Here is a 12995-nt window from a genome sequence, read left to right on the forward strand (position 1 = left end):
GGCCCGCAATGGACATTGAAGCAAAATGCTAACATGTGATGTGGTGCCACAGCCAGAGCCGCAAAGCCCTGCTTCAGGACAGCATGCTATTATTTCTGCCAGAATTCAGTCCCCCCTCATCGCTGCCGCATCAATAAAAATTATGTCAGAGACCAAACAATATCAAAACACCCATATTCAATTTCGCCTGGCTGTCGACGCCGATGCCGAAACCATCGCCGCACTGGTCAACAGCGCCTACCGTGGCGACAGCAGCCGCCAGGGCTGGACCACAGAAGATGACCTGCTTCAGGGCCCGCGCATCCATGCACAGGAAGTCAGTGATATGCTTGCGGCCAAAGATTCTGTCATCCTGCTCTGCCTGCAAGACCAGGACATCATCGGTTGTGTCCACCTGGAAAAAACTGAACGTGCCGCTTACCTGGGTATGTTCGTCGTGCGCCCCGTATTGCAGGGAAATGGCATAGGCAAGTACTTCATGCAAACAGCAGAGCAGCATGCGCAAAAAATGTGGGGAATATCCAAAATCTGGATGACGGTCATCACAGTCAGGCATGAACTGATTGCTTACTACGAACGTCGTGGTTATGTACGCACTGGACGCTTCAAACCTTTTCCCGCCGACAATGGCAAAGAAAAGGTCCTGGTAGAAAATCTGCAGTATGAAGAAATGGAAAAGACCTTACCCCCTGCCTGAGCAGATCGCTGCCTGTCAACCCTGGTTGCGTGGAAGACGCATGCTCACCACTGTGGCAATGCATAGTGCAATACCTGCCCCATACAGCAGCCAGGTGTCAGTCCCTATCAGGTAAGGATAAAACATCAGGGCAATACCCAGCCATTTGACGCGTGGCTGTTTCTTTTTCCTGCCATAATAAAACGCCAGCATGCCGAATATGCCGAAAATTATGGTGCCTATGATATAGGCTGGGGATGGCAGCAAGCTCAACAATAGCTGCATCAGTTCCCTCTCATCCATGACGAGTATGCTTTGTAAAATGTCTTGCACCTTTGCCGCACCTTATTGAGTCTTGTTTCGCCACGTTTGATACTACAGCAAAATGTCCATCACAAAAATAAACACCATGCTGGAACAGGCTCTGGCCCTGCACAAGCAAGGGCAATATGCAACAGCAGAAGATTTGTATCAGCGTGTATTGCTGTTGCAGCCACAACATTTTGACGCTCTGCACCTGCTCGGTGTCGCCGCCCGGCAAAGAGGAGATGCTGACATGGCCATCACCTGGTTGCGTCAGGCTATTGCTGTCGACCCGCTGCAAGCCATCGCCCACAGCAATCTTGGTGCGGCCTTGCAGGACAAGGGATTGTCGCAGCAAGCACTCGACAGCTATGACCGCGCGCTACAGTTGCGGCCGACCTATGCCATGGCCTGGAACAACCGCGGCAATGCCCTGCGCAGCCTCGGCAGGATGACCGCCGCCCTGCACAGTTATGACCAGGCCCTGCAAATCCAGCCCGACTATACCGAAGCCATGCTCAATCGCGGCATCGCCCTGCAAGACACAGGTGAACATGAACAGGCGCTTGACGACTTTGCTGATGCGCTAAGCCTCCGGAGTAATGATGCCGCCATTCATTTTGCCCGTGCCGTCAGCCTGCAATTCCTGCAGCGATTTGAAGCTGCAATAGCTGCCTATGAACTGAGCTTGCGACTGCCAGGACAAAGGTCACAGCAAGCAGATGCCTGGCTCAATCTCGGCATCTGCCTGCAAAAAAACGGGCAACCAGAAGCCGCACTGGACAGCTTTACCCAGGCCATCAGCTGCAGGGGGGATTTTGTCCGCGCCCACCAGCAGTGTGGTCATGTCTTGCACTTGCTAGGGCGTCATCAGGAAGCCATACATGCTTACCAGCAGGCCGCAAAACATAGCCGTAGCCAGCAAGAGCAAGACCATATTGCCTATGCCCTGGCCTCCCTGGGTGCTGCAGCAATGCCGGCAGCGTCACCGGCCGCCTATGTGGAAGACCTGTTTGACCAGTATGCCAGTCGTTTTGACCAGCATCTGCTGGAAGTGCTGGGCTATCAGGTGCCACGACTGATTGCCGAAGCCATCAACCGACACCGGCAAAAAGAATCTGCCATTACCCTCGACCTGGGTTGCGGCACAGGTTTGTGCGCCCCCTTGCTGCGCCCCTACTCTGCCCAGCTGACAGGGATCGACCTGTCAGAAAAAATGCTGGACAAAGCCCGCCTGACCGGTCTGTACGATGCATTACATCATCAGGAATTGAGCACTTACCTGAGACAGCAGCCAGCAGGCGTCGACCTGGTCGTCGCGGCGGATGTATTTGTCTACATCGGTGATCTGAATGAAATCTTCGCCGAAGTGAGCCGTATCCTCAACCGCAACGGTCTGTTTGTATTTTCAGTCGAAGCCGGTCACGATGGGCAAGCCAGCTACACACTGGCGCCATCACAACGCTATACCCACAGCCTGCCATATTTGCAAAAACTTGCGCAACAACATGGCTTTGACATAGCCGAGACCAGTCAGCAAGCTGCACGCCAGGACAAAGGCGAAGATATCCTTATCCATATTCTGGTGCTGATACGAGGCTGACAGCAAGCGCGGCAGGGTAACATCAACCCAGCATGAAAATGGCGATGGAAGTAGCCAAACCACAGGCCCAGACCAGCGTACGCAAGGTCCCCTGCCCCATCACATAGGTAATGATGTAGATAATACGAAAAGCAATAAACAACAGGGCCAGTTGATCGATACGTGCCTGGTCTGCATGCGCCTGTTGCGCCAGCAATACTGCTGCGATAAACAGTGGCAGAGCCTCAAACCCGTTTTGCTGTGCCGCGTGCGCCCGCTGCCGCCACCCTGACAGGGCCTGGGCCCATTCCCTGGGGTTCTCATTGTCATATCGCCCGGCGTCACGCTTCAACCGGGCTGAGCCCCCCTTGGCCAGACCAACAGTAACAATGGGCAGCAGACATGCTGCCAGGACGCACCAGTTTGCTATACTCATCAAACGCTCCTTGAATTGTTAACAGTTCAGAATCACATCCAATGGAACGATAACAGCAAAATGCACCGGGATCATGAAATTTTCACTCCATCTGCATGAGCAGCAAGCTGAATCAGACTGAATTAAGCTGAAACCAGCTCCCATCCAGCCGTGTTCAAAGGCAGCCTCCTGACCACCTTTCCACTGGCCGCCAGCAAGGCATTCGCCAGCGCTGGCGCTATCGATGGCGGCCCTTCTTCACCGACGCCTTCCGGCTCGTCCGCGCTGCTCATGACCATCACGTCAACCGGTGGTGTCTGGGCCAGTTTAAGTAATGGATAAGTATCAAAATTACCCTGCTCAACCTGGCCATCCTTGAAACTGATCTCTCCAAACAAGGCTGCCGTCAAACCAAACAAGGTGCCACCCATCATCTGCGCTTCGACAGTCCTGGGATTGGCTACTGCACCAGGATTGATACCTGCGGTAATTTTAACCAGACGGAACTGACCCGGCCTGGGCACTGCAATCTCAACGATGTGGGCGCTGAACAGCTTGTCCCTGCTGCCATTCATGGCAAAACCGCGATAATGGTCTTTTGCCAGAGGGGTATTCCAGCCGGCGCGTTCAGCCAAGGCATCGACAAAGGCCAGGGCTTTGGGATTTTTTGCCAGCAGGCGTCGCCGATACGCCAGGCTGTCCATGCCGGCCGCTCGCGCCGCCTGCTCCAGGGTATGTTCAAGAAAAAAACAATTTTGTGAATTACCGACTGAACGCCAATAACCACAGGGAACGCCAAAATCCACCCTGGTCCAGCGCGTGTCAAATTTCGGCAAGTTGTAGCTGCTGCTCAGCCAGCCCATGGTGAAGCTCCAGTCAAAGCCATCAATGGCCGGGCTATTGGTGACCATGGAATAGTCAAGCAGTGAGGGGCCTGCTGTGTCATGTCGTAAGGCCATGGGTAAAAAATTCTGATCCAGCGCCAGTTGCACCCGCGATGCAGTGACAGGCCGGTAATAGCCGGCGCGCATATCATTTTCGCGTGACCAGATCGTTTTCACCGGCACACCGGCCGCTTTGGCGATCAGGGCTGCTTCCAGGACAAAGTCATGTTCAAGCCTGCGGCCAAAGCCACCACCGACATGTTGCGTATGTATCTGCACCTGCTCGGGCAGCAAGCCCAGTGCCTTGGCTACACCTTTCTGGGTATCGCTCTGGCTTTGTGTGGACAGCCAGACTTGCACGCCCTGTCCATGCACCTCTACTGTGGCATTCAATGGCTCCATCGCTGCGTGGGCCAGAAACGGTACATCAAACGTCGTATCAATGACGAGGTGGGCTGTGTCCAGCGCCTGTTGTGTTGCCACCGCGTCCTGCACACGTGGACGGGGAAACGACATGCCCTGGCCAGCCGTCACTGCGTCGAGCAGGGTCTTGCGCATGTCATCGCTGTTTATTGCTGCATGTACACCGTCACGCCATTGAGCTTGCAATAACTTCAGCGCCTTTTGTGCTATCCAGTAACGATCTGCCACGACGGCAACGGCATTGGCCAGCCTGACCACCTGACGCACCCCCTTGACGGCCCTGGCTGCACTATCATCAACGGCCTGCAAGCTGCTGCCAAACCTCGGTGCATGCATGACTGCAGCCACCAGCATGCCGGGGATTTGCACATCGATGCCAAACACGGTACTGCCGTCGACCCGCGCCGGGATATCGGCGCGCGGTACGGATTGCCCCAGTATCTTCCAGTCCTTTGGCGATTTGATGGCAGGTTTTTCCGGTGGCGTCAGGAAAGCAGCCATCTCCAGCAAGTCGACATAAGCCAGGCTGCGGCGACTGGCTGTATGCACTACGCTGGCATGCTCCGTTTTGCAGCTTGTCACATCAACCTGCCATGCTGTTGCCGCAGCACGCAGCAGCATATCCCTGGCGGCGGCACAGGCTGGTGCAATGCTCGCTTGTGCAGAAGCGAAACCGGCACTGGCAAACGTGGTGATGCCGGGTGGCCATTCACGAAAGAATTGTTTTACCACCGGAGCGTGTTCTATGCTTATCCTGTCCAGCGGCATATCCAGTTCTTCCGCCACAATCTGCGCTATCGCCATATGCGTGCCCTGACCGAGATTGGTCACCGTGGTATACGCCGTCAACTTGCCATCACTGCCTATACGCAGCCAGAAATCAAACGGTGACGGTAATTTGACATCCGCCGCCAAACTGACGGGCGGCGACATGGAACTACCTAATACCCAGGCGCCAGCCAGCAGTGTTGATTTTAAAAATATCCTGCGCGCAGGGGCATGTGCGGCCTTCATGCCTTGCCTGCTTTCTTGCCTGCCTTATTATTTTTAAGCATATTTGCCGCAGCATGGATGGCCGTCCTGACACGCGGATAGGTGCCGCAGCGGCACAGATTGGTGATGGCAGCGTCAATTTGCTGGTCGCTCGGTTGTGGTGTGGTCTTCAGCAATGCCGCAGCAGCCATCAGCATGCCGGACTGGCAATAGCCACATTGCGGTACCTGGTGCGCTATCCAGGCTTGTTGCAAGACGTGGCTGCGATCAGCAGACAGCCCTTCTATGGTCGTGATGCTGCGCCCCGTCAAAGCTTCGACCGGCATGACGCAACTGCGCAGGGCCTGGCCATCCAGGTGAACGGTACAGGCGCCGCACAATCCCGCGCCGCAGCCAAACTTGGTACCGGTCAGGCCCAGGTCTTCACGCAAGACCCACAATAAGGGGGTATCTGCATCGGTCTTGATATGGCGTACCTGGCCATTCACTTTTAGATTGACGTCCATGCAATATCTCCTTATCCATTGACAACTCCATTAACAACTCCATTATTCCGCCTGAGTTTTCCCTCCACACCCGGTTTGTGATGAAACCCCGAAATGCCGTTACCGCAAAGACTGGCTGCCGGTTATACGCTGACGCAGGCTGATATACTGACCGCATGGAAATAACACCCGCCACCGCTGCACCCTTAGCACATTCCCCGCCCAGTCGAGCGAGAGAATTAGGCAGGATATTGCTGATCAATATGGTGGTCTGGACCAGCCTGTGCGGCGTAGGGTCACTGGGCAATTATGGCGACATGCTGCAACAGGGAACGACGCGCAGTTATCAGGACGTTTTCTGGGCCTGGTTGAGTAGTCACGGATTGATGATGGTGTACAGCAGCCTGCTATACCTGGCTTTCAAACAATGGGGGCACCTGCTCAGCAAGGCACTGGGCATCGCTCGGTCTTATCTGCTGATGCTGGTTTTATTCCTGCCACTGGAACTGCTGTACGTTAACCTGCTCAACCTGAGCAAGAAAAATATCTCCATTGATCCATCGTCAATCTGGCAGGGCATGCGCCATCTTGGTGGTTTCACTGTCTTCCTGGAATTTGCCTGGTCCACCGGCACCTTCATCGCTGTCATTGCCATCTGTGCCTGGCAACAGGCGCGCCAGCGCGAACAAGCCTTGCAGCAATCGATGAATGATGTACTGCGCTTGAAGCTTGACCTGGAAGAGCAAAGACTTGATGCCCTGCGCGGCCAACTGGAACCACATTTCATCTTCAATTGTCTTAACGCCATCAGTGCACTGGTGCGCGCTGACGACAAGCGTGTTGCCCTCACCGGCCTTAACCGTCTGAGTGATCTATTGCGTTATGCCCTGACTGCCAGCAGCCGTGACTGGGTAAGCTTTGCGGATGAAATCAGCTTCATCCGCGACTACCTGGAGCTGCAAAGACTGCGTTACGGCAGCAGGCTGAAAGTCAGTATCAGCGGTGTTGACGACAAAATACTGACTGGTGATTGCCCACCCCTGCTCTTGCAGCCGTTGCTGGAAAATGCCCTGCGTCATGATCTGGACTGCCATGAAGGCAGCAGCGATATACGCATGGATTTCAAACTTGCAGACGAAGTTGTTACCGTTATTGTCAGCAATCCTGTTGTCGATGGCGTCGCCAGCAATCCTGGCCTGGGCCTGGGCTTGCCGCAAACCCGGGCCAGGCTGGAACTGGTTTATGGCGAGGCTGCCAGCATGCGTAGCGGCCCTGTCGCAACAGATGAGACATCAAGATCAGTACAGCGCTTTGAAGTTGAGATACGCATGCCCCTGCACATGCCGGAAAGTGCCTCTACATGAACAACAAGATACACGCCCTGATCGTCGATGATGAAGAACCAGGTCGGGCTAATCTGCGTTATGCCCTGCAAGACCACGCAGACTGGACTGTCGTCGCTGAATGCGCGAGCGTGGCTGCTGCACGTGCCGCAATGGGGCAATCAGTCATCGATGTCATTTTTCTTGATATACAGATGCCAAGAGAAACCGGACTGACAATGGCCCGCGACCTCAGCACACTGGCCGAGCCACCTTTGGTGATTTTTGTCACGGCTTACAATGCTCATGCGATAGAAGCTTTTGAGCTCCATGCGCTTGATTACTTATTGAAGCCTTTTGACGATCAACGTCTGGCTGCGGCGCTGGAACGGGCAGCAGCCATGTTGAAGCAGCGTCAGCAAGCCGCCTACGCGTTGGCACTGCGTCAGTATGCCAAGGCAGATTCCGATGACACTCCCGCCTATTGGCAGCAGGTCAGCGTGCGCTCGGTGGGTCGCCTGGAATGCATACAGCTCGACGATGTTTTGTGGATAGAAGCAGCGGGCAACTACATGCAATTGCACCTGGCAAGCCGCACCGTCATGCACAGGGTGTCGTTGAGCCAGCTGGAAAAACACCTGGACCCGACGCGCTTCATTCGTGTACACCGCAGCGCCATCGTGCGCCAGGATCAGTTGCAGCAACTGGAAGTGATAGGTGACGGCGTGTACCAGCTGTTGATCAACCAAAAAGACAAGGTGGCCGTCAGTGAACGCTATGTGGCAGAAATCAGGCGGCGCATGCGCGATGGCTAGCGCACCTGATTTCTCTTTAAAGCCAGATTACCAGACCTTTACCCTGTCCTTGGGCGCCAGGTAGAGCTTCTGACCAGCCCGCACATCAAATGCGTCATACCAGGCATCCAGGTTACGCACAGTCAGGACACGGTATTGTCCGGGCGCATGTTCATTAGTGACGATCACCGAGCGCAAATACTCGTCACGCATCTTGCCACGCCAGCTGTTGGCATAGGCGAGAAAGAATTCCTGATCCGTTTCCTTGCTCACCGGCTGGCCTTTCTGTTTCATGGAGCTGCGATAGGCATCAAACGCTGCCATCAGACCGGCCAGGTCGGCGATGTTTTCACCAAGTGTTTGCGCGCCATTGACGGCCAGATCAGGGAAAGGCTTGTAAGTATTGAACTGGGCGATCAGGGCCTTGGATGAAGCCTTGAAATGTGCCAGGTCGGACTTCGTCCACCAGTTGCGCAACTCGCCTTTTGCATCAAACATGGCGCCGGAGTTATCGAAACTATGACTGATCTCATGGCCTATGGTTGCACCCAATGCGCCATAATTGGTCGCGTCGCTGGCATTCAAATCAAAATTCGGTGCCTGCAAATATGCTGCCGGGAAGTTGATGGCGTTTTGCAGCGGCATGTTGACCGCATTGACCAGTTGCGCATTCATGCACCATTCTGTTACATCCACCGGCTGACCAAATTTTGCCAGGGCGCGGCTATAGTCAAAATCTTCCGAGCGCTGACGATTGCCGTAAGCATCATTGACATCAATCGTCAAGCCGGAATAATCACGCCATTTGTCAGGATAGCCGACACCGACATAAGTTGATTTGATCTTGGCCAGAGCCTCCTGCTTGGTAGCAGGTGACATCCATTTCAAGGCCTGGACACGTTCGCCAAAAGCAGCCAGGATATTGCTGACCATCCCATTGATGCGTGCCTTGGCTTCTGGTGAGAAATTTTCTGCCACATAGAGTTTGCCGATTTCTTCACCGATGGCATTATTGGTTGCACCAACGGCATATTTCCAGCGTGGTTCCGGTGTTTTAGCGCCGCTCATCAGGCTGTTAAGCTTGAATTTCTGCTCAAAGAAAGCTTGCGGCAATACCAGGACACGCTGGTTCACGGTATGGAAACGCAGATAGTCTTGCCAGGTCGCCAGCGGAGTCGCCGCGACCAGTGCAGATGAGGCCTTCAAGGCAGTCGGATGCCAGATGATGAAACTGGCTTGCCCATCCAGTTGAGCTGCACTGAAATAGGCATCCCAGTCCATGCCTTTGGCTTTTTTATTGAAATCAGTCTTGCTCCAGGTATTGTCCGCCTTCATGACATCTGAAGTGGCTTCACGATTGGCGTGGCCCTTGGCGATCTTCAATTCCAGGTCAAAGATGCGCTTTGCAGCCTGTTCAGCATCTGCAACATTGGCCAGCTTCAGCATGGCTGCGATATGTTCAAGATAGTTTTTGCGGATTTCAGCCATCTTGGGATTGCTGGACAAATAGTATTCACGGTCAGGCAGGCCCAGGCCACCTTGCAACAGGTAAGGCATGTATTTGCTATGGTCATGCAAGCCTTGCGATACCCATAAGCCGAACAGGTTTTCTGTGAAGACATTGGTGGCGTTGATAGGGTCAACATCAGCCCGCAGGTGCTTGCCCAGATATGCTGACAAGGCAGATTTGTCTTTGAGTGCCGCGATGCTCTCGAATTCGGCTTGCAAAGGCGCCAGTCCGCGCTGGTTGATTTGTTCAATATTCAGGTAGGACTGGTAAAAATCACCGACCTTGCGCGCTGCGCTGCCAGCTTCAGCCTTCGTCGATTGTTCTATGATCTTGAGGACTTTGGCGTCAGATTCTTCCGTCAGGACATCAAATATGCCGACGGCGATCTTGCTGTCGGGAATAACCGCCGTTTTTTCCCAACCACCGTTGGCATAACGGTTGAAGTCGTCACCTGGCGCGACGCTCTTGTCCATGCCATTGCCAGCCACTGCCGTGCTTGTCGCCGCCGGGGCATCGGCAGCTTGCGCACTGCCATGTATGCCGTATATCGCAGGGACACTCAGCATGACTTGCAGGCACACGCGCACCAGGGGTTTCAAACGGAATGATGTTGTACGCATTTTTCTCTCTTGTGATGTTGATTTTTATAAAACAATTGGTCCCGGATAATTTTTCTGTCATGGCCATCCGGTTTCGTCAATTTTTTGCACTGATGATGCTGGCTGATCTAGCGCTTCACTTTGCCAAATGGATCATTTTCCTTCCATCTTGGCATGTGCGATGCATTGGCAACTTCGCGACCAAGATTCAGGGTGAACTGGGCCTGTTCTGCCATGCCGGACAAATCCCAGGCGGGATCATATTCATCTGTCACCTGGTGATAACGTTTGCCATAGCCCCGTGCTTTCTCTTGCGACACCTCCGGGTCCTTGATGTAATCACGTCCGCTGCCTATGGAAAACGCCGGTACGCCAGCCTTGGCAAAGCTGAAATGGTCGCTGCGGAAGTAGCCGCCAGCGACATCTATGCGCGGTGGCGCCACCACCATATTCATGTCCCTGGCCACCTTGCCGGCAGCCAGGATAAGGTCACTGCGTTCTGCGCCAAAGGCACTGATGTCTTTGGTGCGGCCAACAAAATTCAGGGTATCGAGGTTCAAGGCTGCGGCTGTCCTGTTCAGTGGCCATAAAGGGTGGCTGGCATACCAGGCGCTGCCCAGCAGGCCCTGCTCTTCTGCCGCCACCCACAAAAACAACTGGCTTCGTCTGGCTGGCTGTACTACTGCCACCTTTGCCATGGCCAGCAGGGCAGCCGTACCCGAGCCATTGTCAATTGCACCGTTGTAAATAAGGTCACCGGCGCTGCCTTCATGCTTGCCCAGATGGTCCCAGTGGGCACTGTATATCACCAGTTCATTCTTCAGATCAGGGTCGGTGCCAGGCACCAGGCCGGCAATATTATATTGTTCAAGCTGACGCACGGCAGACCTTGCTTCGCCCTTGATTTTTGCCGCCAGTGCTACCGGTTTGAAATCCTGTTTTTCTGCTGCTGCACGCAAGGTATCCAGGTCCAGCCCGGCATTCTTGAACAGGGCCTGTGCTGCAGCATCACTGATCCATGCCTGCATGGGCAGGCCCTTGCTGTCGCCGGCCAGCTGGAATTGTTCACCGGCGCCATTCTTGAGCACTTCCCAACTGATATTGGCCGAAACATCGGTATGAATCAGCAGAACGCCTGCAGCTCCGCGACGCAAGGCCTCTTCTGCCTTGTACGAGCGACGGCCATAATAAGTCAGGGCCTTGCCACCAAAACGTTCCGGCTGTTCTGCCGTCGGTTGCGGATCATTGACCATGACAACCAGGATTTTGCCCTTGCAGTCCACACCCTTGAAGTCGTCCCATTGTTCTTCAGGAGCCTTGATACCATAGCCGACAAACAGCAATTCATGATCAAAATGCTGACTGACAGACGCGTCACCACTGCCCCATATCCAGTCATTGCCAAAGTTCCAGTCCAGTTTTTTGCCACCCGCCTCAACATGCACAGTACTGGCATCGGGCAGGGATTTCACGCCGCGTATGCTGACAGCCTGGCGAAAACTTTTACCATTGGCTGGCTGCAAACCCAGCACCTGTGCCTGCGTCTCCAGATAGGCTACTGTCAGGTCACCGCCACGCTGCCCTGTGCCACGACCTTCAAACAGGTCAGATGAGATCAGTGCCAGATGAGCGCGCAAGGCATTCTCGTCTACCTTGGCAGTTTGTGCACAGGCATGACCGGCAACCGCCAGGCACAGGCCCGCACAGATTGCCAGACGGGCAGCAAGGGGCTTGACTATCATTTTTATCATGGTGAGGAGTCAGGATTAATGAGTGAATTTAAGGTGATTAGAGTACAGATACAGGAATATGTTCAAAAAATATCTAAAAAATCGGTCAAAATCTAAGAATGGCGACTGATTTGCCAATGACATCAGATATAGTTGAGCCCGGTAGAAAGTATAACCATGACATCAACAAACCCCATGCTCCTCAAGACATCTTTATCGGCCCTGCTATCCTTCCTGTTTTTAAGTCCGGTATATGCAGGCAATTGCATACTGGAAAATCTTCCGATCAAACCACTGGTACAGGGTAAATATGACGCCTTCCAGGGCAAGACTGCTCATCTTGACCTGCGTTTTTCCAACGATGCGAATACCGGTGACGTTGACGCTTTTCCCGAACCGCCGCTGCAGGTTTTCCATACCGACACCAAGACGCAATGCGATATCAATGGCGGCATCTGGGTCAGAAAGGACATCTTTGTCAGCCAGGGTGAGCAAATGCTGGTGACCCACGAATACAGTGGTTCAAATGACTACCTGGTGTTCTACAGGACCGCTGATTGCAGCAAGGTGCAGGAGATAGATGTCTCTTACGCACACTGGAAAATCCACAAGCAGGCCCTGCACGTGCAGCCGGTAAAAAGCAATGGCAAGAAAAAGGCGATGCAAAACTATACACTTGACGCCTTCTGCAAGGCAGTGCCTGCTGGTAAAGAATAATGCAATTCAAAGACTACCTGGCGCAACTCACAGCCTTGTATGTGCAAGCTGAGGTGAATCTGCAATTGCAGGCGCCTGCCAGTCCTGAAGAAATTGCGGCACTGGAAAGCAGCTATGGCTACCGCCTGCCCGTAGAATTGAAAAACGCCTGGCTGCACGGCAATGGCGGCGCCACTTATCAAAGCCTGTTTGCCAGACCTGGTTACCTGACCGGTTTTGATTTTTTATCACTTGATGAGGCATTGAAAGAACGCGCAGGCATGCTAAGGAGCAGTCCGCAATACGCCAACTACCGGTATGAGCAAAGCAGCCCTCGCGATGCGCGCATCAGCCCCGGCTGGTATGAGCCAGGCTGGCTGCCATTTGCCAATTATGGTGGCGCAACACTATTGCTGATACTCGATTTTTCACCAACAGCGCAGGGCCAGGCAGGACAGATCATTACGTTCACACATGACCCTGACTGCATTGATTACGTAGCGCCTTCGTTCGATGCATTTCTGAGCGCCTCTCTCGATATGCTCAGGGAATACAGCGAAGAATTCATCCGAGATGAATAGAA

The 12995-nt window shown here is 53.9% G+C and carries 12 protein-coding genes; 6 read left to right on the forward strand and 6 right to left on the reverse strand.

Annotated features, from left to right (window positions below):
- Positions 1-142: 142 nt before the first annotated feature.
- Positions 143-697 carry a GNAT family N-acetyltransferase gene (locus tag LZ463_RS03880; protein ID WP_241454005.1) on the forward strand — a complete coding sequence of 185 codons (555 nt, stop codon included), beginning with the start codon at positions 143-145 and terminating at the stop codon, positions 695-697.
- Between the two features lie 15 nt (positions 698-712).
- Here LZ463_RS03880 and LZ463_RS03885 read toward each other — a convergent pair whose 3' ends face one another.
- Positions 713-979, reverse strand: coding sequence for a hypothetical protein (locus LZ463_RS03885; RefSeq protein WP_241454008.1), 267 nt, complete (start codon positions 977-979; stop codon positions 713-715).
- Between the two features lie 82 nt (positions 980-1061).
- Here LZ463_RS03885 and LZ463_RS03890 point away from each other — a divergent pair, with 82 nt between their 5' ends.
- A complete protein-coding gene (locus tag LZ463_RS03890) occupies positions 1062-2582 on the forward strand; it encodes a tetratricopeptide repeat protein (RefSeq protein ID WP_241454013.1) in 1521 nt (506 codons plus the stop codon).
- A 22-nt stretch (positions 2583-2604) separates the two neighbouring features.
- Here LZ463_RS03890 and LZ463_RS03895 read toward each other — a convergent pair whose 3' ends face one another.
- The 3 genes from LZ463_RS03895 to LZ463_RS03905 all read right to left on the reverse strand — a co-directional run bounded on the left by LZ463_RS03895 (position 2605) and on the right by LZ463_RS03905 (position 5782).
- Entirely contained in the window at positions 2605-2997 is a 393-nt protein-coding gene (locus LZ463_RS03895; RefSeq protein WP_241454016.1) for an MAPEG family protein, read from the reverse strand.
- A 122-nt stretch (positions 2998-3119) separates the two neighbouring features.
- Positions 3120-5297, reverse strand: coding sequence for a xanthine dehydrogenase family protein molybdopterin-binding subunit (locus LZ463_RS03900; RefSeq protein WP_241454019.1), 2178 nt, complete (start codon positions 5295-5297; stop codon positions 3120-3122).
- Positions 5294-5782 carry a (2Fe-2S)-binding protein gene (locus LZ463_RS03905; protein WP_241454022.1) on the reverse strand — a complete coding sequence of 163 codons (489 nt, stop codon included), beginning with the start codon at positions 5780-5782 and terminating at the stop codon, positions 5294-5296. Before LZ463_RS03905 ends, LZ463_RS03900 begins: the two co-directional genes overlap by 4 nt.
- Before the next feature lie 155 nt (positions 5783-5937).
- Here LZ463_RS03905 and LZ463_RS03910 point away from each other — a divergent pair, with 155 nt between their 5' ends.
- Together LZ463_RS03910 and LZ463_RS03915 are read left to right on the forward strand one after the other, a co-directional pair.
- Positions 5938-7125 (forward strand): sensor histidine kinase, encoded by a 1188-nt coding sequence (locus LZ463_RS03910; protein ID WP_241454023.1) that lies wholly within the window; start codon positions 5938-5940, stop codon positions 7123-7125.
- Positions 7122-7898, forward strand: a complete 777-nt coding sequence (locus LZ463_RS03915; protein ID WP_241454029.1) for a LytR/AlgR family response regulator transcription factor — start codon at positions 7122-7124, stop codon at positions 7896-7898. Before LZ463_RS03910 ends, LZ463_RS03915 begins: the two co-directional genes overlap by 4 nt.
- Before the next feature lie 27 nt (positions 7899-7925).
- Here LZ463_RS03915 and LZ463_RS03920 read toward each other — a convergent pair whose 3' ends face one another.
- Both LZ463_RS03920 and LZ463_RS03925 read right to left on the reverse strand, forming a co-directional pair.
- Positions 7926-10007 carry a M13 family metallopeptidase gene (locus LZ463_RS03920; protein ID WP_241454030.1) on the reverse strand — a complete coding sequence of 694 codons (2082 nt, stop codon included), beginning with the start codon at positions 10005-10007 and terminating at the stop codon, positions 7926-7928.
- A 107-nt stretch (positions 10008-10114) separates the two neighbouring features.
- Positions 10115-11737 (reverse strand): M28 family peptidase, encoded by a 1623-nt coding sequence (locus LZ463_RS03925; RefSeq protein ID WP_241454036.1) that lies wholly within the window; start codon positions 11735-11737, stop codon positions 10115-10117.
- A 156-nt stretch (positions 11738-11893) separates the two neighbouring features.
- Between LZ463_RS03925 and LZ463_RS03930 the strand changes: the two genes are divergently transcribed.
- A complete protein-coding gene (locus LZ463_RS03930; protein WP_241454037.1) occupies positions 11894-12433 on the forward strand; it encodes a hypothetical protein in 540 nt (179 codons plus the stop codon).
- Positions 12433-12993: an SMI1/KNR4 family protein gene (locus LZ463_RS03935; protein WP_241454038.1), complete on the forward strand. Its 561-nt coding sequence runs from the start codon at positions 12433-12435 to the stop codon at positions 12991-12993. The genes LZ463_RS03930 and LZ463_RS03935 overlap by 1 nt, the downstream gene beginning before the upstream one ends.
- The last annotated feature ends 2 nt before the right edge of the window (positions 12994-12995 follow it).

The sequence above is a fragment of the Undibacterium paludis genome (genome assembly GCF_022568815.1).
GTDB lineage: Bacteria > Pseudomonadota > Gammaproteobacteria > Burkholderiales > Burkholderiaceae_D > Undibacterium.